At 62.0% G+C, this 21,333-nt stretch carries 18 protein-coding genes; 10 read left to right on the top strand and 8 right to left on the bottom strand.

Annotation, left to right across the window (positions count from 1 at the left end; all coding sequences use genetic code 11):
- Positions 1–85 precede the first annotated feature (85 nt).
- The 7 genes from ISP19_RS01815 (at position 86) to ISP19_RS01785 (ending at position 5,480) form a co-directional block, all read left to right on the top strand.
- On the top strand, positions 86–934 hold the full coding sequence (locus tag ISP19_RS01815; RefSeq protein ID WP_204679048.1) for a LysR family transcriptional regulator: 849 nt from the start codon (positions 86–88) through the stop codon (positions 932–934).
- Positions 935–1,065: 131 nt separating this feature from the next.
- A complete protein-coding gene (scpC, locus tag ISP19_RS01810) occupies positions 1,066–2,577 on the top strand; it encodes a succinyl-CoA:acetate CoA-transferase ScpC (RefSeq protein ID WP_204679046.1) in 1,512 nt (503 codons plus the stop codon).
- Between the two features lie 69 nt (positions 2,578–2,646).
- The gene (locus ISP19_RS01805) at positions 2,647–3,480 is read left to right on the top strand and encodes a cyclase family protein (protein ID WP_204679044.1); all 834 of its coding nucleotides are present in this window, start codon (positions 2,647–2,649) and stop codon (positions 3,478–3,480) included.
- Positions 3,481–3,791: 311 nt separating this feature from the next.
- Positions 3,792–4,124: a hypothetical protein gene (locus tag ISP19_RS01800; protein WP_204679043.1), complete on the top strand. Its 333-nt coding sequence runs from the start codon at positions 3,792–3,794 to the stop codon at positions 4,122–4,124.
- Positions 4,125–4,338: 214 nt separating this feature from the next.
- Positions 4,339–4,611 carry an XAC0095 family protein gene (locus tag ISP19_RS01795; RefSeq protein WP_204679041.1) on the top strand — a complete coding sequence of 91 codons (273 nt, stop codon included), beginning with the start codon at positions 4,339–4,341 and terminating at the stop codon, positions 4,609–4,611.
- 15 nt (positions 4,612–4,626) lie between these two features.
- On the top strand, positions 4,627–4,863 hold the full coding sequence (locus tag ISP19_RS01790; protein ID WP_204679039.1) for an XAC0095 family protein: 237 nt from the start codon (positions 4,627–4,629) through the stop codon (positions 4,861–4,863).
- An 83-nt stretch (positions 4,864–4,946) separates the two neighbouring features.
- Complete coding sequence (locus tag ISP19_RS01785; protein WP_204679037.1) at positions 4,947–5,480, top strand: REP-associated tyrosine transposase; 534 nt, start codon at positions 4,947–4,949, stop codon at positions 5,478–5,480.
- A gap of 327 nt (positions 5,481–5,807) precedes the next feature.
- Here ISP19_RS01785 and ISP19_RS01780 read toward each other — a convergent pair whose 3' ends face one another.
- The 5 genes from ISP19_RS01780 to ISP19_RS21385 form a co-directional block, all read right to left on the bottom strand.
- Positions 5,808–6,755: a hypothetical protein gene (locus ISP19_RS01780; RefSeq protein ID WP_204679035.1), complete on the bottom strand. Its 948-nt coding sequence runs from the start codon at positions 6,753–6,755 to the stop codon at positions 5,808–5,810.
- A 98-nt stretch (positions 6,756–6,853) separates the two neighbouring features.
- Positions 6,854–8,911: an alpha-galactosidase gene (locus tag ISP19_RS01775; RefSeq protein ID WP_204679032.1), complete on the bottom strand. Its 2,058-nt coding sequence runs from the start codon at positions 8,909–8,911 to the stop codon at positions 6,854–6,856.
- Positions 8,912–8,954: 43 nt separating this feature from the next.
- Complete coding sequence (locus tag ISP19_RS01770) at positions 8,955–11,282, bottom strand: beta-N-acetylhexosaminidase (RefSeq protein ID WP_204679030.1); 2,328 nt, start codon at positions 11,280–11,282, stop codon at positions 8,955–8,957.
- Between the two features lie 185 nt (positions 11,283–11,467).
- Positions 11,468–13,951 carry a TonB-dependent receptor plug domain-containing protein gene (locus tag ISP19_RS01765; protein WP_204679028.1) on the bottom strand — a complete coding sequence of 828 codons (2,484 nt, stop codon included), beginning with the start codon at positions 13,949–13,951 and terminating at the stop codon, positions 11,468–11,470.
- Between the two features lie 189 nt (positions 13,952–14,140).
- Entirely contained in the window at positions 14,141–14,263 is a 123-nt protein-coding gene (locus tag ISP19_RS21385; RefSeq protein WP_275577094.1) for a hypothetical protein, read from the bottom strand.
- 449 nt (positions 14,264–14,712) lie between these two features.
- On the opposite strand from ISP19_RS21385, the gene ISP19_RS01760 reads away from it, so the two are divergent.
- Together ISP19_RS01760 and nagA are read left to right on the top strand one after the other, a co-directional pair.
- Positions 14,713–15,636 carry an ROK family protein gene (locus tag ISP19_RS01760; RefSeq protein ID WP_204679026.1) on the top strand — a complete coding sequence of 308 codons (924 nt, stop codon included), beginning with the start codon at positions 14,713–14,715 and terminating at the stop codon, positions 15,634–15,636.
- Positions 15,637–15,646: 10 nt separating this feature from the next.
- A complete protein-coding gene (nagA, locus tag ISP19_RS01755; protein ID WP_204679024.1) occupies positions 15,647–16,762 on the top strand; it encodes an N-acetylglucosamine-6-phosphate deacetylase in 1,116 nt (371 codons plus the stop codon).
- 541 nt (positions 16,763–17,303) lie between these two features.
- On the opposite strand, the gene ISP19_RS01750 is transcribed toward nagA, so the two are convergent.
- The 3 genes from ISP19_RS01750 to ISP19_RS01740 all read right to left on the bottom strand — a co-directional run bounded on the left by ISP19_RS01750 (position 17,304) and on the right by ISP19_RS01740 (position 20,177).
- Positions 17,304–18,590, bottom strand: a complete 1,287-nt coding sequence (locus tag ISP19_RS01750) for a D-tagatose-bisphosphate aldolase, class II, non-catalytic subunit (protein ID WP_204679016.1) — start codon at positions 18,588–18,590, stop codon at positions 17,304–17,306.
- Positions 18,591–18,638: 48 nt separating this feature from the next.
- Positions 18,639–19,841, bottom strand: a complete 1,203-nt coding sequence (locus ISP19_RS01745; RefSeq protein WP_239556386.1) for an SIS domain-containing protein — start codon at positions 19,839–19,841, stop codon at positions 18,639–18,641.
- A 75-nt stretch (positions 19,842–19,916) separates the two neighbouring features.
- The gene (locus tag ISP19_RS01740) at positions 19,917–20,177 is read right to left on the bottom strand and encodes a hypothetical protein (RefSeq protein ID WP_204679010.1); all 261 of its coding nucleotides are present in this window, start codon (positions 20,175–20,177) and stop codon (positions 19,917–19,919) included.
- A gap of 56 nt (positions 20,178–20,233) precedes the next feature.
- Here ISP19_RS01740 and ISP19_RS01735 point away from each other — a divergent pair, with 56 nt between their 5' ends.
- Complete coding sequence (locus tag ISP19_RS01735; protein ID WP_204679009.1) at positions 20,234–21,046, top strand: DeoR/GlpR family DNA-binding transcription regulator; 813 nt, start codon at positions 20,234–20,236, stop codon at positions 21,044–21,046.
- Positions 21,047–21,333: the final 287 nt, after the last annotated feature.

Below are 21,333 nucleotides of genomic sequence, written 5' to 3'. Positions count from 1 at the left end.
ATGCTCAGCGCTCGGTAGAAACATCCTAACCCCATGTTCTCCATCGATTTATGAAGTTATTAGCGGCGATTTAGAGGTATTTGCAATGCGACCCCTGCCCACCGAACTTCTTCGCAGTTTCGTCATCGTGGCCGAAACGGCGAACTTCACTGTCGCGTCCGAGCGCATATGCCTCTCGCAATCCACGGTCAGCCAGCACATTCGCCGACTCGAAGATTTGGTGGGTGTGGCCTTGTTCGAACGCGACACGCGCAACGTACGTTTGTCCCGTCATGGCGAGGCGCTGCATCGCTATGCCGTGCAGATTCTGAAGCTGATGGATGAGGCCATGACCACCGTATCCGGGCCGCCTCTGAACGGCACGGTGCGGCTGGGGCTTCCCGAGGATTTCGCGCTCAGCCGATTGGCGCCGAGTCTCGCCAGCTTCGCCCAGCGCAATCGGGACGTGGAGCTGGTGATAAACACCGGTTTGAGCGGCGATCTATTCCGTGAGCTCGACGAAAACAAGCACGATCTGGTGTTTGCGAAACGCCTGGTGGGTAGTCAGCGCGGTTATGTCGTCAGTCGTGAACCGCTCTACTGGTGCGGCAGTCCGACGTCCCCGCTGACGGGCAGCGAATCCATTCTTCCGCTCGCCGTACATCCTGAGCCAAGCGTCACGCGCACCCGCATCCTGGAGACGCTAAGGGCTGCCGGCCGATCCTACCGATTCGCAGTGGTAAGCAGCAGCATTGCGGTTATCCAGGCAGCCGTCAGCGCAGGATTGGGTATCAGCGCCTTTCGAGGGGACGTCATTCCGGAGGGGCTTATCCGTCTGACCGGCGACTTGCCCGATCTTGGCTTCCTGGAATACGTCATCGACCGCAAGGAGACGATTTCCCAGGCTGCTGCGGCAGTCGAACTCATTATTGCGGACAACGCAAGGCAGCCCTGAGTCCGGCATGCCGTGTCTCGTGTCTGCTGCCGACCCGAGCCGCAGCACAGCGTAAACAGCGGGACGGCACACAAACTTTGGCGTCTACACGAGTACAGTCGCGCCATTGACCGGCGATTTCAGGAATGACGATGGTTGACCGTATTGGCAATCCGAATCTCCGTTCCAAGATCATGCCGGCGGACGACGCGGCCGCAAAAATCGTGCCGGGCATGACGGTTGGCATGAGCGGTTTCACCGGCGCCGGCTATCCAAAGCAAGTTCCTCTGGCGTTGGCCGCCATGATTGAAGCCGCTCACCTGCGGGGCGAGTACTTCAAGCTCAAAGTATTGACCGGCGCCTCGACCGCACCCGAACTCGATGGCGCATTGGCCAAGGCCGGCGGTATCGACTTTCGATTGCCCTATCAGTCGGATCCCGAGCTGCGCGCCCGCATCAATCGAGGCGAGATCGAGTACATGGATATCCATCTCGGCCAGGTGGCGCAGTACGCCTGGTTTGGATTTCTGGGCAAGCTGGATATGGCCGTGATCGAGGTCTCCGCCATTCTGGAAGACGGACGGCTTGTTCCATCCACCTCCGTCGGCAACAACAAGACATGGCTCGACCTGGCCGACCAGGTCATCATTGAAGTGAATGCGGCGCAGCCCATCGGGCTGGATGGCATGCACGACATTTATTACGGCACGGCGCTTCCGCCGAATCGCAAACCGATTCCTCTGGTGCGTCCCGGTGACCGCATCGGCGAGCCCTATTTGCGGGTTGACCCTTCGAAGGTCGTGGCCGTTGTCGAAACCCAGGCGCCTGATCGTTTAGGTCATTTTGCACCGGTGGATGAGGCATCCCGCAGGATCGCCGAGCATCTGGTGGAATTCTTTCGCCATGAAATTCGCCAAGGGCGACTTGGCCCGAACCTGTTGCCGCTGCAGTCGGGGGTTGGAAACATCGCCAACGCCGTGTTGAGCGGACTGCGCAGCGGAGGCTTCGAAGGATTGACCGGTTTCACCGAAGTCATTCAAGACGGCATGCTGGATCTGATCCGAACCGACACCATCCAGATGGTTTCCGCCACCGCGCTTTCTCTAAGCCCCGAGGGCGTCAAGGAATTTGCACAAAACATCGACCATTACCGAAGCCGCATCGTGCTGCGGCCGCAGGAGATGTCCAATCACGCCGAACTGATTCGACGACTGGGCTGTCTCGCCATCAACGGCATGGTCGAGGCCGACATCTACGGCAACGTCAACTCAACCCATGTCGCAGGTACGTCCATCATCAACGGCATTGGCGGCTCCGGCGACTTCGCCCGCAACAGTTTTCTCTCGTGCTTTGTCACCCCGAGCACCGCCAAGAACGGGGCGATTTCCTGCATCGTTCCGATGGCCAGCCATGTCGACCACACCGAGCACGACGTGGCCATTGTCGTTACGGAGCAGGGCCTTGCGGATCTTCGCGGCCTGTCGCCCAAGCAGAGAGCAAGGGTGATTATCGACAACTGCGCCCATCCCGAATATCGCCCCTTGCTTGAGGATTACTTTTTGCGTGCGTGCCGCGATAGCCGGGGGAAGCACACGCCACACCTCCTTAACGAAGCACTCGCATGGCATGAACGCTTTCTCTTGAAGGGCGATATGCGTGCGTGACCGAGGCTGGCGGCACGTGTTCAAAGTGAAGTCAACGCATCACCGCAACCTCGCCAAGGAGTTCCTGACGTGATCCGACGAATGATTGTCGCCGTGGCCTTTTCTCTGATCAGCATCGGCGCCCTTGCCCAAGCAACGGCAAGCGATGGCCATGCCAGCCAGACCGCCGAACTTCTCGCCATCGTCCATGCCGGCAAGCTGGTTGATCTGACGCATTCGTTCAGTGCGACCACGCCGGTGTGGAGCGGCTTCGGCCAGGCGATCATCACGCCCGCGAAAGATCCGAAGACCGGTCAGCCCTACACCATCGACAAGGACGGGTTCCGGGCAAACTACTTCTCGATGGTGGGCCAATACGGAACGCATGTCGATCCGCCCGCGCACTTTGCTGCCAACGGCGCCACCATCGACGCCATTCCGTTGAACCAGATGATCCTGCCCTTGGTGGTTTTCGATATCACCGGCCTGCTGCACCAAGACCCCGCGCATGCGTTGAGCGTCAATGACATTCTGGATTGGGAAAAAGTGCATGGCCGCGTCCCGTCCGGCTCGTTCGCCGCACTGCGCACCGACATGTCCAAGGATTGGGATAGCAACCCGGCGCGATTCAAGCGCTCGCCCTTCCCCGCCTGGTCGCTGGCGGCCGTGCGCTTCTTGATCGAACAACGCGGTGTCGTGGCGATCGGCCACGAAGCGCTCGATACCGACATCACGCCGCGCATGGATTCGGAGACCTGGCTGCTACAGCACGGTCATTACCAGATCGAAGCCATGGCGCATCTCGATGAAGTGCCCGCGACCGGCGCGGTGCTTATCGCCATGTGGCCCAAGGTGAAAAACGGCGAAGGATTCCCCGCGCGTGTCATGGCGGTGGTGCCGGCGGATGCTTCGCCAGTGCATTGATGTCGCGTTAGCACACTCATCTCAATGTGTGCTCGCAATGCTTCGATTAATTCGCGTTGATGCAATCCGTGTCAGCTTGCGTCGTCGATATATTCGTCAGTGATAACTGACGCCTTTGCGCGCACACAAAGTATCAACGAAATCCTACATGACACCTGTAGCCGCACTTCGATAAAGTGGCGGGGTCATCGGCGCACTTCAGAAACGCGTCAACGCCGATGACCCAGGCAGCAATGCTTGAAGGCGCAGATCGTGAGAGGTACCAGCTCCCACGACCCGCTAAACCACAATCAACATCGAGAGTGTTAATCATGGCCTCCGTTAATCATACGGCACGCACGCACGCTCCGGTTCGCAACGAACCCCGCACTTCATCCACTGCATCGATCGACGGCACGCTCTATCCGCTGAGTTTGGCGCGGGAACGGCGGCTGACCCACGTCCAGCGACTGGCCGGCACGGCGCTCGCCGCGACGGTGATCGAAGGGATGCTGAAAACGCATCGTGCCTTCCAGCAAAAACATCAAAACGGCGAGAAAAGCGGCCTTTTTCCGCTCGATCCGGCCCAGCTCAACGGCCTGAACGCCGCCCTCTACTTCCTGCGTCACTACGTCGACACGCTCCGCTCTGAGCAGGGTGGATAACCCGCGCGTGTCCGTATGACGGCCCTTTGCGGCACGCTGCCCCCACGGGGCGTGCCGCCTTTTTCGGAAATGTTCGAAGTTCGATGCCCATCGATGCTTCGGCATCGCGGCGGCCGTCGTTCATCCCGCCACTGAAGCCAGCGATGGCGCGTACATCGCGGTCGCACCCATGCGCATCACACAGACGCATAGCAACACGTGCAAGAGAGATCTCATGCCAGCAAAAACCCATACCTCGCCGTATACCAGCGAGCCGTACTACCGCCTCCCCGAATCCGCGCTGGTCGAGCTGGGCCGGATTCGCGACGAATTGGACATGCTCGCCGAACTCATCCTGTGCGCCTGCTCGTGCGATGAAAGCATGCACATGATCTCGTTGGCGTTTTCGCAGTACTTCCTGGAGATGTCCGTGGGCATCGCTGAAGCCATGGATGCGTGCGGCGTATCGGCCGATCACGTGGATCCGATGGGCCATTCGCGTCATTAACAATGGAGTGATGCCATGAATCAAGCAAAGCGGGCAGGTTTGCCGGGGCCCGGCTATCTGCTGACCAGAGAAGGTCGCCGTCAACTGGAAATGTTGCGCGATCAGTTTTACCTGATGGCCGAGATTGCCTTTGTCACCACGCAAAGTGAAGAGGACCAACCTCTGCATATCACCCGCTCGTTGCTCGGCATGTGTTACGAAAACCATGCCAGGCAGTTGCACGAGATCCTGGATGCCGTCAAACCCACTTGAAATTCCGTTGGGTTACGCTTCGCTAACCCAACCTACCCCAACCGACCCCAACGTACACCGACCATCAGGCCAAGGAGTGGCCCATGCGCTATAGACGCGCCAAGACGCCGGGTGGCACCTACTTCTTCACCGTCAATCTCGCCGACCGCAGCAGCGCACTTCTTACCAAACGCGTCGATGCGTTACGCGCCGCCGTTCGACACATCAAGAAACATCACCCCTTTCACATCCTTGCCTGGGTCGTGCTGCCCGACCACATGCACGCCATCTGGACCATGCCGGATCACGATGCGGATTACTCAAAACGCTGGCGGCTCATCAAACACCGCTTCTCAAGCTCCATCGAACGACAAGAAACCATCGGTCAATCCAGACAGCGCAAACATGAACGCGGCATCTGGCAGCGTCGCTTCTGGGAACATCAAATAAGAGACGAACAAGACCTCCAGAATCATCTCGACTACGTACACATCAACCCGGTCAAACATGGTCACGTAGCCCGCGCCAGCGATTGGCCCTACTCATCCATACATCGATACATACGGCAAGGGCACCTCTCCCCCGATTGGGCATGCGACCCCAAAAGCATCAACCCAAACGGCGAACCACCCCCATAAAACAAACCTTGGCGCAGGTCGGGTAGGTTGGGTAGGTTGGGTTAGCGCAGCGTAACCCAACGGTGCTCCATCGAAGCGACAAACATCGTTGGGTTACGCTGCGCTAACCCAACCTACGCCTGTCTGCGTAGTTCGCACATCCATACCGCTGGGGATACGCCAGCAGATCGTCGACGTACTTGAAGCGCATGTCGACGTCCGCAAAGGAAAGAGGTCGCCACTGGGCATCCGCCGTGCCTTTATTTCCCGCCAGATGTGTAGGTTGGGTTAGCGCAGCGTAACCCAACGGAATTCGGTCGAAGCGATAAACATTACGCATGTCGCGGGTCAGCTTGCGTAGTTCGCACATCCATACCGCCGGGGATGCGCCAGCAGATCGTCGACATACTTGAAGCGCTTGTCGACGCCCGCAAAAGCGAGCGGGCGCCACTGGGCATCCGCGCCTAGCTCGATGGTCAGCGCGCCGCCATCACGACGAACTTCATGCCACGCCACCAACTCGGCAAAGTCTTCTGCCGAGGAGGCGGTTGAATACAGACTTACGAACGGACTCTTTGACAAGGCGTCGTAGACGGTGGCGGCTTTTTCAATCCCGAAGGGCTTGCCGGTTCGAAAGTAGGTTTCATTTAATACCGTCGACGCGAGTGAGGGCACCAGCTTGTGCGCCTCAATCCATATGCCTGCGGTGAACAGCGAGTTTTTATCGTCAGTGATGTGGCAGGTGCGATCCACCACGTGGGTCGACTCGTGCAACAGCACATAGTGAAGCGCGTCGACGCCCTGCCCATCCATCGTCACCGTCGTCTCGCCACCGCTGCTTGAGAAATCCCGTCGCTCTTTGGTCGTCAGGAAGGTCGACAGCGATTCGTTGATAAGGCTCGCGCGAAGGGTGATGTCATAGTGACCGGCGTGTTCGCCCGGCGATGTCAGCCCTGTGCCTTCGCCGGGGATCCCATCGACGAAGGCGAGGTGATCCAGCTTGTCCAGCAGCACGCGCTGATGGAGGGCGGGAAGCGCGACCAGCGCGCGCTCGACTTTCAGCCGCTCGTCACTCGTCAGCGTGTGCGGTTTCACTTCGAGCATGCCCGCCTGTTCGAAGGTTTTGATGGCAAGCGGTGAGGGTGGCCCCACCCGCTCCATCAATAGTTCGACTTCTTTATCCGGCGCATTGTTTTGAATGGGGTTTGCCGCGAGAAGTAATGGCGGGTGCAAGAGGATCGCACCTACCAGCCAGGCCATCGCAACGCCGCGAATTGAAATAATTGAAAGATTCATGGATGTCGAGGAGTGTCGGATGGCATACCCGAAGTGGGCGCAATCATGCGCCGACGCTCCCGCACGCGAAAGGGCCATCCGGCACTACGCTGCCGACTTCAACGTTCTACTGTCGGCGTCAACTCCAGCGTCACTACCTCGAACGGCGCCAGCTTGATGGCGCTCACCTGATCGGCGTCCAGCTGCTGCGGCACATTGTCGCCACCGGTTTTCCAGACATCACGTACCTGGAAATGGCGCGCAGCGCCCTGGGGCAGTTCCAGCTGGCGTTGCAGGTCGATCTCCGCCAGGCGTGGATGGTTGTCCGGATTGCGGAAGGTGATGATGGCCTTCTGCGGTGACCATGCGGCCCAACCATAGACGTCCAGGCGCGCCGGATCGCCGCCGATCCAGTGCGTGTCGCGCAGTACGTCGGCGTTGGCGCGCGACCACTTGGCCGCCTCAGCCAGCGTATCCCAGTCCTGTTCGCTCAACAGGGCCGGGGTGATGTACATCTCTTGCAGTTGCGTACCGGTAGCGAAGTACGAATGCACTTCGTTGGGGAAGTCGTGGCCCGGATCGGTGCTCAGCCGCTTGTTCATCTGCGCGTAGATGATGCCGTGGAGCATCAAGGAGTTGAGCGGAAACAACGGTCCCTTCTGCACGATGTTGTGGTACGTCTGCGCATCGCGATAGGTGATCCAGCGCTCGCGGTCCGGGCCGACGCCCGTGAGGTAGCTGTCCTCGCCGCCGCGCCAGATGGAATCGGCGTAGCGCAGCCAGAACGGCGACGCCCAGGTGCCGGTGGTGAGGTTGATAAAGGTGTCGGGCTGGTCGGCGCGGATATCCTGGATCAAGGCGATCGCCGCGTCGAAATCGCTGCCGAAGCGGCTACCCGGAAACACGCTGTCGGCATTGCCGGTGCCATCGAACTTGAACTGATTGATGCCATCCTGGTTGAGCAGGTTCATCACCACGCTGTGGAAGCGCTGGTAATACCTGGGCCCCGACAGGGCAAAACCATCATTGATGATTTCATAGCCCGCCGCCCGGCCGTTCTTTACGCGCGCTTCTTTTGGCGCGGCATAACCACCCCATGGTGACAGCCAGATACCCGGGGCCGCGCCATACTTCGCCGCGGCCTCTTTCAGCGGCACGAAGCCCTGCGGGAAGTTCTTGCTGAAATTCCAGCTGCCCGAAAGATCGTCCCAGCCATCGTCGAACAGGAAGGAATCGAGTTTCACGCCACGCTTGACGCTCAGTTCCTCACCGATCGCATGGATGCGATCAAGCGCCTGCGCCTGCGTATAGGGCGTGAGATAGCCGATGTCGTACCACGAGTTGTAATTGAGGAAGGGGCGATAGGGATGCGCGCGTTCGCGTTCGACATACGTGGCGAAATCGCGCCGCAATTGCCCATCGCGGGCGACGCCGACGACTGCGGAATACGCGATCGACTGGCCCTTGCGCAACGGCAGGCTGCGCTTGATGTACAGCTTCACGCGCGGGCCGTGCACCTCGCTTACCGAGAGCGGATTCTCGAAACCCACATAGTAATTTCCAAACACGACCGGCGAGCCGTTCACGTCACCATCCACCACGGCGTCATCGGCGTGGTTGGTATCGAGCAGTTGCACTTGCGTGATCGCTTCATCCTGCTTCAACGCGGTGATCGTGACCAGTTCGCGCAGATAGGCCGAACCGTCGCGCTGTTGCAGCTGCCAGTCGATGCGAAAACGGCCGTCGGCATCGCGGAAGCTGGCGGCGGCGTCCTGTCCTGCAAAGTGCTCGGCAAGGCGTGAGGCCTTGGCGTCGGCGATCAAATCACGTTTGCCGGGCGTGCCGGCCAGCAGCATGTCTGCCGGCGTGATGGTCGTGCCATCGGCGAGCACGAGCGCGAACGGCGCGGCGATGCTGAGTGGCGGACCGCCGGCCTGGTTGGCGATGACCATGTCACCCAGGTGGCCGTCGGCGATTTTCCATGAAGCGGAAATCGCCCCGTTGCCGAGGCTCGACGCGTCTTTGCCGAGCTTCAGAACAGCGGCGTCGGTTCCGCTCGCAAACGCCGCCGTGCCAGCAGCCAATCCAAGGGTGACGGCCACCATGGCAAGTACGGAACAGACGTGCACACGTCGTCCGTGTGTGCCGCGATCGCCAAGTAAACAAGCTACATGCATGGAGAGATCTCGTCTGTCGGTGGGATGAAACGCCCCACCCTATTCAATGCACCGCCGACATGTCGCTGGTGGCCGGCACCAGCGCCACCCGTTCAAACACGTACAACGGGCCATCGGCGGGCGTCTGGTAGATCAGGCACATGGCATGTTCACCGTGCGGCGGTTGCTTCAACGTCACTTCCAGCGAGAACTGGCGCGGGCTGCGCGTCGGATCCGGCAGCGGCAGCGTCGCCAGCAACGGGCCGTCGCAACGATCCCAATGCACGACCAGTTCGCCGAACCGCGTACTGCTCGGATGCAACACCTGGTGGCGGGTTTCGTAGGTCAACAGGAAATTGTTTTCCAGCCGCACAATATCGACGTGGAGCGCCCCTACGCCATCCATTCGCGTGGCCGGAAGCTGCTGGCAGCTGTCATATAGATTGACGGCGTAGACCGGCTGCGTGGACACGGCGTCGGGTGTCGGCTGCTCGCGCTGGCGGAAATCGCTGCCGGGGCAATTCACCAGTTCATCGCCGTTGAAACTGAGCAGGCTGGCCCGGTCCAGCACGCGTTCGCGTGCTGCGGCCAAGACGCTGCCGTCGGCGGCAAAAGTGGCGGCACGCGCGGTGGCCGGCAGCTTGAGCGTGAACGGCGCGCGATACAACGGCGCGTGCAGATCGGGCGTGCTGCCATCCACGGTGTAGTGGATTGCGCCGTAGCCGGCCTGGTTGGACAACGTTACCTGCGCACTGCCGTCGCGCAGCGCCTGATTGCGATCGACGTCGATGTAGGGCGCAAAGGCGCTATCGGCGTAGCCAATGTCCTGCACGCGATAGCGCGCGAGCTGCGGTACCAGGCGATTCAGAAAATCGGTCCATTGGCGCGACGCGGCGGGCGACCACACCACTTCGCTCAACGCATCCAGCCGCGGGAACGTCGCATGCTCCACGTGCACCATCGCGTTGGTGATCTCGGTCCACACGTTCGCCTGCGCACCCAGCACGTGTTTGGCCTGCCCCGCATCGAGTGCCTTCGGCACCGGCTCGTAGGTGTACACGCTCTCCAGGCTGATCGCCGGGAGGCGGCCGGCATACTTGTCGGTGTGCTCGCTTTGCACATAGTCGAAATACAGCTGCGGCGACGGCGACAGCACCGCGTCGTGCCCTGCCTTGGCGGCCGCGACCGCGCCATCGATGCCGCGCCAGGACATCACGGTGGCGTCGGCCGGCACGTTGTCGCCTTCAAGAATCTCGTCCCAGCCGACCAGCTTGCGCCCGTGCGCGGCGAGATAGCTGCCGATGCGGCCGATAAACCAGCCCTGCAGCGCATCCTCGTTCTTGATGCCCAGCGCGCGCATCTTCGCTTGCACCGCAGGTGAGTTTTTCCATTGCTGCTTGGCCGCTTCGTCGCCGCCGACATGGATATATGTCGAAGGGAACAAGGCCATCACTTCATCGAGCACGTTGTCGATGAACTGGAAGGTCGCATCGTCCACGTTGTAGAGCCAGGGATGCACGCCCCACTGCACCGACACCGCCGGACGCTGGCCGGTAACGCCGATCTGCGGATAGGCGGCAATCGCCGCCATCGCGTGGCCGGGCATGTCGATCTCCGGCACGATGGTGATGTGCCGCGCCGCGGCGAACGCGACGACCTGGCGAATCTGTTCCTGCGTGTAGAAACCGCCGTAGCGCAACGGCTCGCCGTCGTGGCCGGCGTCGGGCGGCGTGCGCCACGCGCCGATGCGGGTGAGCTCGGGGTAACGCTTGATCTCGATGCGCCAGCCCTGGTCATCGGTCAGATGCCAGTGGAAGACATTGAGTTTGTGCTGGGCCATCTGGTCGAGCAGGGTTTCAACCTCGGCCACCGACTGGAAGTGGCGGGCCGAATCCAGCATCAGGCCGCGCCAGCGGAAGCGTGGCCAATCGCGGATATGTATGGCTGGCACGCGCACAGCGCCATGCTGCGCATCGGGTGTCAGCAATTGCCAGAGCGTGATTGCGCCATAGAACAGACCGGCGTCGTCGCGGGCGACGATGCGAATACCCTGCGGCGTGACGTCCAGGGCGTAACCTTCCTGCTCCGCCACCGGCGCCTGTGGATCGCGCTGCAGAACGATGGCGTGCGCCGGGCCAGCTGCCGACGTCACGTGCAGGGACAGACCGCGCGTGCGGGAAAGCAGTCCGGCCAGGTAATCGGCCGTCTGCCGGGTCGAAACATCATGGTCGCTGACGACAATCGGCGTATCGGCACGCACCTCGAAGCTGCCCTCGGCGTAAGCAAACTGCGCGGGCAACGGAATCAACGGCGGTGTGGGCGGCGACGCGGCCAGCACGACTGACGCCACGCTGCAAAGGGACAGGCAGAAGAGAAGGCGTGCGATGTTCATGGCGCGTCGGGTCGGCAACATCAGAGGGCGTTATTGGAAATGAATGAGGCGGTCCATTCGAACCGCCCTGGTGGCTGCTTGGCAAGATGTCGATCAGGCATGTCCGCGCGTTTCCCGACTTGCTGTGTTGCCGGTTGACGCCGGCCGTCCATGGCCTGCGTCAACCGGCGCTACTCAGCGTTGCGTTAGAACGAATAACGGATGCGTGCGTAGTAATACCCGCCGTCCCAGCCGGCCTGCGAGTTCAAGAGGTCATACTGCTGACCTTCCACCGCCACGATGTACGGGATGCGCGACGGATACTTGTTGAACGCGTTGTTGGCACCGACCGCCACCTGCAGATGCTTGTTGATGCTGTAGCTGACATCGAAGTCGGTGGTGTACATCGGCGCGTTGTGCTGGTTGTAGAAGTCGGTGATCGACCACGCATCCGGCCCCGACGAATAGGTCAGCTGGTCGCTGGTGGAGCCCCAGCGGTTTTCATGCACGGTCACGCTCCAGTTGCCCACGTGCCAGGCGGGACCGAAGATCACGCGGCTGCGCGGCGTCGACGAGGTGAGATAACTGATCTGCTGCAGGTTCAGCTCCGGCTCGCCGGACGCATTGGTCGCCACGTTGGTGACGCGGGTATCGTTGATGTTCGCCGAGAAGTTCCAGTCCACCTTGCCGAAGCTGCCGTAATCGGAGTGGTAGACGCTGGTTATATCTGCGCCGCGGGTGCGGGTGTCAGCGCCGTTGGTGAAGTACCACACGCTGACATTGCCCGCCGGGATGCCGGGAACGGAAATGCCGGCGTCGGCCAAGGCATTCAGCGCGGTCTCGCCGGACTCCGAACCACCGGCGACGATGCGGTGACGGATATCGATCTGGTACGCATCCACCGTGATGTTCCAGTTATCCAGCGGATTCAGCACCAGACCGACGTTGAGGTTGGTCGACTGCTCCGGCTTCAGCGGTTGCGCACCCAGCGCGGCGGCGGCCGGCGAGTTGGGCGCCAGCTGGCCGGTGGCGCTGAACGCACCCACGGCGAGCGTTGAGAAGTGTTCCTCGGCCAGCGATGGTGCATGGAAGCCGGTACTGGCGCTGGCGCGCACGGCGATCTTCGGCGTGAAGTCGTAGCGGGTGGAGAACTTCTCGTTGCGGGTCGCGCCGAAATCGCTGTAGTGCTCATAGCGACCGGACAAATCGGCCTGCCACTGATCGGTGATGTGCGTGGCGAAGTCGACGTAGGCGCCGAAGACATTGCGCTCCCACGATCCGGCATTGAGCGGATTGAAGCCGGTCTCCGACGAGGGACCGCCGTCTTCATACGAATACACGTCGCCTGACTGGATCTGGTAGGTCTCGCGCCGCTGCTCGAAGCCGAAGGAGAAGTTCAGCGGCTGGGCGAACATCGACAGCTGGAACGGCTTGGTGAAGTCGAGGTTGGTGGTCAGCTGCGAATTGCTGACTGGACCCAGATCGAAACTGGTCGGCGAGTCGGTGACCGATTCATTGATCGAGTGGATCAGGCCGAGGTTGTTGCGATCGCCACCGTAGGTGGTACTCAGATCGGCATCCCAGCCGTAGAAGTTGCTGTCCTTCACGCCACCGGTGATCGAGTAATCGTTTTCGTCGTCGGTGAAGATGGGGGTGAAGCCGCCCGGATAGACGGTGGGTTCCACGAAGGGCGGACGATAGTTCTCGTAGGATTCGGCGTAGCGATGACCGAAGGTGCCGAAGGCATACGCTTCCACGTCATTGGTGAAGTCATAGCCGGCATTGAAGCCGAACAGCTGGCGCGTGCTGGCCGTATCGCCCGTGGTCAGGTTCCGGTACGCCGGACCGATCGGGAACGGTGGGCTGTAGCCATGTGCCGCAACATACGGAGCAGCCGGGCCATAGCCGTAGGCGCCATCCGCGTAATCCGGACCGGTGCGGATGGTGTGGTTGATGCGGTCGTATTCGGCGCTCAGGTCCAGGAATCCGTTTTCGCCCAGCGTCGTCGCCAGGCTGGCGGTTTCGGTGCTGCGGAAACCATCACCCTGGTAGGTCTGTCCGTTGGTGCTCGACACCGAGCCGCCCGTGGTCTGGTCCTTGAGGATGATGTTGATCACGCCGGCGATCGCGTCCGAACCGTACTGTGCCGCCGCGCCATCACGCAGGATTTCGATGTGGTCGATCAGATCGGTGGGGATCATGTCCAGATCCACGCCGGTCGAACCCTGATCCAGGCCGCCGTCCTCCACCATGTTCGCCGAACCATGGCGACGCTTGCCGTTGACCAGCACCAGCACATGGTCGGGACTGAGGCCGTCCATCTGCAGGGCGTCGGTGAGTTCCGCGTTGTCGGAGCCGAAGGAGGTGCGGGTAATCGACGGCTGCAGTTCGATCAGCGCGTCGCGCAGGTTGGTCTGGCCGGTGGCCTGCAAGGTGGCGCCACTGACCACCTGTACCGGGGTCGTGCTTTTGCCGACCGTGGTTTGCACGCGGGAGCCGGTCACCACGACCGCATCGAGTTCTGTCGCATTAGCCGAGCTGGGTGGCGTGCTTGCAGCCGGTGATGGTGCAGCCGTGTTATTCGCCGGACCCGGTGCCGTCGTGCTCTGCGCCCAGGCAACCCCCGTTGCCTGGACCAGCGCCAGTGCGATGGCCGACGCAATCAATGATCGGTTGATACAGCTTTTCATCGTAGAAACTTCCTCCCCGGTGGTATCGGTTTTATGTGACGTGTGCTGGTCGAAAGCCGGGTTCAGCCGGCTTGTTCAACCGCCGCGTCTTGCTTGTAAGGTGAATGTCCAGTTCTGGATGCCGAGTCGCTGGATGACCTGCCCACTCGCCGCTCTCCACCAAGCTGGCGAATAAGGCTTTGCCATGGATCAACTCGACGGACGGCTGCTCGATGCGAACAGCGCCGCCTTGGCGGGCAGCGCACGGTGCACATGCAGTGCAGGGAAAGGCTTGTCTACCGCCCCGACGGCGGCGCAGGTACGAACCAACATCCCAATCTCCCCAGCCGAACAACATTGGATTCAGGTGTTACGTCGCAGGGGCTTCTTCGGCTTGGCGGGTACCGGCCCAAGCATGAGGCCTCGACGGCAGTTATCCTTCGTATTGTTACGTTTTCTATCATTGCGTGAAAGACATGTCAACAATCAACAGAAATGCTAATTTTTTCTCCGTTGCTAGACTTCGCATTCTTTCGTTGATAGTACAATTCCCTACCGACCGGCCATCCCATGCCCAGCCACCCTTCCGACGCTTACGCGCATGCCCTGTCACACGCCCTCAGGTTCCGTGCGGCAAGAGGGGGCGGAAGGCGCAAAGTTCGGGGAGGGTGTGGGGTGGTGGCCTGCACGGCCACGCGTGATCAAATCTTTCTTCTGATACCCATGCACATTTCTTTGCGTCGATCGAAAAGACTCGACAGCTTCAAGGGCGGCCACCGGGCATGAGCAAGGCACATCACTATTACGGCTTCGATATCGGCGGCACCAAGATCGAGCTGGCCTGCTACGACGACGAACTGCGCCTTGTGCACCAGTGGCGAATCCCCACCCCGACCCAGGATCTGGGGCAGTTCCTGGATGCCGTGGTGGCGCTGGTTCACCAGGCCGATGCGCAGGTCGGCGAACAGGGCCATATCGGGGTTGGCTTGCCGGGCATCGTCGACCCGGTCAGTGGCCGCCATCTGAGTGCCAATGTGCCGGCGCTGACCAACCAGAACCTGGCCGCCCTGCTGACCGAACGCCTGCAACGCCCGATCGCGATCGGCAACGATTGCCAATGCTTCGCGCTTTCCGAAGCCAACGGCGGCGCGGCCGCGGATGCGCCCACGATGTTCGGCCTGATCCTCGGCACCGGCATGGGCGGCGGCTATTGCGTGGAGCAACGCCTGATTCGCGGCATGAACGGCACGCTGGGTGATGTGGGCCATGTGCCGGTTCCAGCCGTGACGCTCGATCGCTATCGGCTGCCGGTGCTGGATTGTCCGTGCGGCCTGCGCGGCTGCATCGAGCGATACGCCTCCGGCAGCGGCATCAGCGCCATCCATGCGCATTTCACCGGGCAACGGCTCGATGCCGTACAGATCGTCTGCCAGGCCAGCGACGGCAACGCAGCGGCCCGGCACACCCTGGACGTGCATATCGCGGTACTCGCGCACGGCATCGCGACGCTAATCCTGCATCTGGATCCGCATGCCATCGTGCTCGGCGGCGGCCTGTCCAAGCTGGATCAGCTCTATACCCGCTTGCCCGCGCTGATTGCCACGCATCTGTTTGCGGGTCCGCGCACGCCTCCCATTCTTCGTCCAGTCTTCGGTGATGCCAGCGGTACCCGCGGCGCAGCGATTCTGGCGCGTCAAAATCACTGAGGTGCAGGCCATGTTGCGGCAAGTGTATGGACGAGTTTTCACGCCCGCAGGCTGGCTCATGGGCGCGGTGGCATTCGACGGGCGGATTCGCGAACTGCAGTCGCTGCCGTACGAAGAGCTGGTCCGCAAAGCCGGCACTTCAAATCTCCCCGTGATCCTGCCGGGCTTCATCGACCTGCACGTGCACGGTGCGCGCGGCGTCGATGTGATGGAAGGTGGCGACAGCGCGCAGACGATTGCCCGCGCCCATGCGCGGCATGGCACCACCGCGCTGTTGGCGACCACCATGACCGACAGCATCGAGCGCATCACCCAAGCCTTGCACGGCATCGAGCGCGTCAAGGCCGCGCCGGCTCCGGACGCGGCGCGCGTGCTGGGTACGCATCTGGAAGGCCCCTTCATCAGCGCCCAACGCCTCGGCGCCCAGCCCAATTGCGTCGCGACCGCCACGCTGCAGCAGGTGGAGTCGCTGCACGCGATCACGCCGATCCGGGTGCTGACGATGGCGCCGGAAATCCCCGGGCACATGGAGCTCATTCCCGCACTGACCGCGCTCGGCATCCGCGTGCAGATCGGGCACAGCGCCGCCGACTACGACCAGACCGTCGCCGCACTGCGCGCGGGAGCGGCGGGATTCACCCACCTGTTCAATGGCATGACAGGCGTCAATCACCGCGAACCCGGTGTCGCCACAGCGGCCCTGGCTCATGGCGAATACGCGGAACTGATTCCGGATCTCGCGCACGTTCATCCGGGTGCGATGCATGCGGCGCTGCGTTCGATTCCGCGCCTGTATTGCATCACCGATGCCACCGCGGCCACCGACATGCCGGATGGGACCTATCGCCTGGGCACGCAGAGTGTCCATAAATGCGCCGGTTGCGTGCGGCTCGCGAATGGCGACTCGCTCGCCGGCAGTGCGCTCACGATGGATCAGGCGTTGCGCAATCTGATTTCGATTGGGTTGGATGTGGGTGATGCGTCGAATCGGTTGTCGCGTTATCCCGCGGAATATTTGGGCGTCGATGATCGCGGTGTGATTCGTTCTGGGGCGTGTGCGGACTTGGTGGTGCTTGATGAGCAATATGCGTTGAGCCAGGTGTTTGTCGAAGGGCATGCGGTGTAGCGCTTTGCTCCCTCTCCCCTTCGGGGAGAGGGTTGGGGTGAGGGGCTGCGCTTGCCTCGAACTTCGTGGCTACAGCGTTGTGTCTTCTTAGATGCGCTCACGCTGCGCATCTACATCTTCGCGAGGTTGACCCCTCACCCCAGCCCTCTCCCCGAAGGGGAGAGGGGGAAGAGCGTTGCGCCCCGTGCTTTTGCTCCCTCTCCCCTCCGGGGAGAGGGTTGGGGTGAGGGGCCGCGCTTGCCTCGAACTTTGTGGCTACAGCGTTGTGTCTCTTGGATGCACTCACGCTGCGCATCCACTTCTTCGCGAGGTTGACCCCTCACCCCAGCCCTCTCCCCGGAGGGGAGAGGGGGAAGAGCGTGGCGCCTCGTGCTTTTGCTCCCTCTCCCCTTTGGGGAGAGGGTTGGGGTGAGGGGCTGCGCTTGCCTCGAACGTCATGGCTACAGCGTCATGTCTTAGATGCGCTCACGCTGCGCATCTACATCTTCGCGAGGTTGACCCCTCACCCCAGCCCTCTCCCCGGAGGGGAGAGGGAGCAAAGCTAAATCTGCATACAAGCTTCCGCATACTGCCGCACAACATACGTCACCCCCGCACGCAGGATCTCACCCGCCGAGTTCACCAATCGCCCGGCACGAATCTCATCATGCTGGCGCGGCAGGTACTGACTAAGCAGCGCCAGCGGCAACGCACCCTTTTGCGCTAACCCATCCAGGTTGCGCAACAGCCTGTCGCAGGTTTCGCGAATCCTCGGGTGCCCCCAGTAGTAGCGCACGCGATCGCTCAAGCTGTATTGCAGATCCAGCGCCAGACGGCTTTCGTCGGTGTAGTACTTGCTCCAGTACTTCGGCTCGGCACGCATCACCTCAAGCACAACGCGACGCAACTGTGAGCGCTGCGCGTCCGCCACCAGTTCGTCCTCGATGAAAGACAGCGCCCACAAGGTTTCTCGCAGCGCGTAAGTGACGCCCGGACCCACCTTGAGTATCGCGAAATGACCGCGCACCAGCGCGGCCAGCGCTGCGGGGGTCTGGTAATCGGTGGAGTGCGCCTCGTAGACCAGGCCGGGAAAGGCTTCAAGCGCGGCACTGAGCGCACGCGCCTTGTCGGGTTGGTAGTCGACGACATCGTGATGGTCGAACTCGACCCCAGGCTGCACGACCAGACCGACCACACGCTGCCACGCCTCGTCGAGGCCCCGCTCGGCGAAAGCACTGCGGTGCGCTTCCACCGTTGCCGCCATCGCCTCGGGACGCGTGACCTGCAGTCCGTCCAGTTCTTCTTTCGCTCCGCCCGGCACCGGTACTTCGGTGCCGACGATGTACACCGGCGCTTCACCGCCGCTGCGCCGCCAGGCGCGCTCGGCGACGGCGGCCAGGCGCGCGGCGCGTGCGGCCACTTCGGCGTCGGAGAGCACCTGCGGATCGTCGGCGCAGGACATCGAACAGTCGAGATGGATTTTGCGGAAGCCTGCGGTGACGTAGTCGTCGATCAGCGTTTCCGACTTCACCATCGCCACGCCCGCGGACTCGCCCTGCCAGCAGTTCGGCCCCAGGTGATCGCCACCGAGCAGCACGCGCTCGCGCGGCAGTCCGGCCTGGTCCGCGCGGTCCATCACAAAGGCGTGGAAATCGACCGGGCGCATGCCGGTGTAGCCGCCGAACTGGTTGACCTGGTTCGAAGTCGCCTCGATCAGCACCGACTGGCCGCTGTCGCGGCCATGGCGAAGCGCGGCATCCAGCACCACCGGATGCGCCGAACAGATCGAGCTGATACCGACGGCCTGGCCGGAGCGATGCCGTGCAACGATGTCGAGCAATGCTTTCATGGAATCCTGGAACCTGTGTTTCGTTTCACGGCAGGCCGATCGGTGGAGCTAGCCTTCGTGGATCGCAAAGTCCTCGACCACCCGGGTCAGCACTCCCAGTGACGGGGTATCCGGTTTGCCGCCCTGCGACAGGCAGCGGAAGAACGCCAGCAACTGGCCAACGGCGATACCCGCCAGCAAGCTCGGTATCTCTTCGTGCGCTTGCGCCGCCAGGCCATCCAGTTCGATCGCCACATCGTCGGGACCGACCAGATCGGCGGGAATGCCCTCGCCTATCAGCAACTTCGCCATGCCCAGCCGTTTGCGCGAGAGTTCGCGCAGCAGGTCGACTTCAAAGGCGCGCACGGCCGGATCGGGCGATAGCAATCCGTAGACGAGTGTCGTTGGATGCACGCCGGACATCGGCCCATGCCGCAGGCCGAGGAAGGTCTCCGCCATCGTCAGCACCTGGCCGCCGGTCATCTCCAGCATCTTCAGCGCGCATTCGTGCGCGGCGCCGAGTGCGCCGCCGCTGCCGAGATAGACCGCCGTGGAGAAGTCGCGTCCGGCCAGTTGCTCCAGCGCATCGGCATGCTGCGCGAAGATGCGCTGCACGACCGTCGCCGCTCGCTCGATGGCGGCGGGCGTTACTTCGCCAGAGCGTCCCTGCACCAGGCCGGTACCGGCCAGCAACAGATTGGTGAAGCTGCTGGTCATTACCAGACTGCGGTCGTTGGTGCGCTCGTCGAGCACCAGCACCGTCACCCGCGGATCGTCTGCATAGCGGGTGGCGAGCTTGCCGCGGGCGTTGCAGGTGATAACCAGATGACGCCAGGCCGGCGCCTCGACCAGCAATCGGCTCACCACGCCCGCGCTCTCCGGGCTGTCGCCGGAACGTGCCAGCGAGATCAGCAGACCCGGTTGCTGTGGCAACACGCTGCGCCAATGCGTAAGCAACGTGCCGGCGGCGATCGCCTGCACCGGCACGCCCAAACCTAGTTGCAGGGTGGGCGCCAGGCATTCACCGATGTACATGGAACTGCCCGAACCGGTGAGCACCACCTGGCTGAGCATGGGGGTCAGCGTGCGGGTGATGATCTGCAGCGCCGCCACCCCTCTCGACATGCCGGCGGTATCACGCCAGGTGGCGGGCTGTTGCAGGATCTCGCGCAGGGTGTCGGCGTAGCCAAGCTCCCGCTGTTTCGCCAGCGGGCGCGCCTGCAGCTCGGTCAACGCTGCATTTGTTTTCGTTTCCTTGCCGACGCTTGACATTATTCCCCAATCCGTCCAAATTCGAAGCCGTAAGGTTACGAAATACGGTATTCGAAATCAAATTTACTTACAATATCATTCGAAATCTTCTAAAACCCTGCCAAGGCCACTTGGACCCAAGTCCATGCCATGGCGGGCACAGGACAGCAGCCGCTGGATCGGGGTCAGCAACATGACCCGATCAACGTCTCGTTCACCGATTAAGTTCCCCTCGCCGGCCGCGGCACCCAAGGGCTCATTCGAGTTCGCCGCGGCCGGTGGCTTTTCCCCATCGCGCCGGATCTTCAGTCCGGCCGATTCATTACCCATGTGGCGCTGCGCCAGGCGATCTGACACGGAATATCCGGCAACGTATACCATGGCGACGCAACTCGACTCCTCGACCAACGCGCATGACAAAAGCCCAAGCCGACCTCCCACACTCGCGCCGTCTGTTGGTCGAAGAACGCCGACGTCTGATCGTCAGTTTTGTGGAGGAACACGGCCGCGCTACCGTCGAGGAACTGGCGACACAGTTCGGCACATCCGCCGTCACCATTCGCGGCGACCTGGAGGCACTGGCGCAGGTTTCCGCCATTACCCGCTCGCACGGTGGTGCGCTACCCGTCGGCCAGATCACCACGGCGAACGACACGCCGCTAAACATCAAGGAAACCCGCTGGCATGCGCAGAAGCTGCGCATCGGCCAGGCGGCAGCCAAGCTGATCCGCGACGGCGAGACGATCATCCTCGACTCCGGTTCGACCACCGTGGAAATCGCGCGGCAGATCCGGCACATGAAGTTCGAATCGCTGACGGTGGTGACCAATGCGCTGAACATCGTGCTGGAACTGTCCGGGTTGCCGAACGTGCGGGTGATGATGCTGGGTGGCTTGCTGCGCCCGACCTCGTATTCGCTGGTGGGTCCGGATGCCGAGCAGACCTTGTCGCGACTGTCCGCCGACCGGCTGTTCCTCGGCGTCGACGGCCTCGACCCGGCGGTGGGCGTGACCACGCCCGATCCGTTGGAAGCCTCGCTCAATGCGCTGATGATCCGCGTCTCGCGCGAAACCATTGCCGTGCTGGATGGCAGCAAGCTCGGCCAGCGCAGCCTGTCGGTGATCACGCCGGTGAACAAGTTGCATCAGGTGATCACCGATTCCAGCGCGCCAGCGGCAGCGGTCGAAAAGCTGCGCCAGGCGGGGGTCGAGGTGACGCTCGTCTAGGCGATCCAGGCGCCATCGTTGCGCCTGCTTCGATCACGCTCACGCAAGCGGATCACGCTGCACGGCAGCGGTGTTGTCTGACGCACCAGATTCAACCAGGGGGAGAGGTTCATTCATGTCGTCCGTCACGCTAGCCGGCGAAGCGCCGCGCTCATCCAGCCTGCTGCCGATGACGATCATCGGCGTGCTGTTTTTCATCATGGGCTTCTTCACCTGGCTCAACGGCCCGCTGATTTCGTTCGTGAAGGTGGCTTTTACGCTGGATGACATCAACGCGTTCCTGGTGC

Origin of the sequence: Dyella flava (genome assembly GCF_016904955.1) — a bacterium.
Classification (GTDB): Bacteria; Pseudomonadota; Gammaproteobacteria; order Xanthomonadales; family Rhodanobacteraceae; genus Dyella_B; species Dyella_B flava.
The sequence above is the reverse complement of the archived record's forward strand: the minus strand, read 5'-3'. Positions and strand labels throughout refer to the sequence as shown.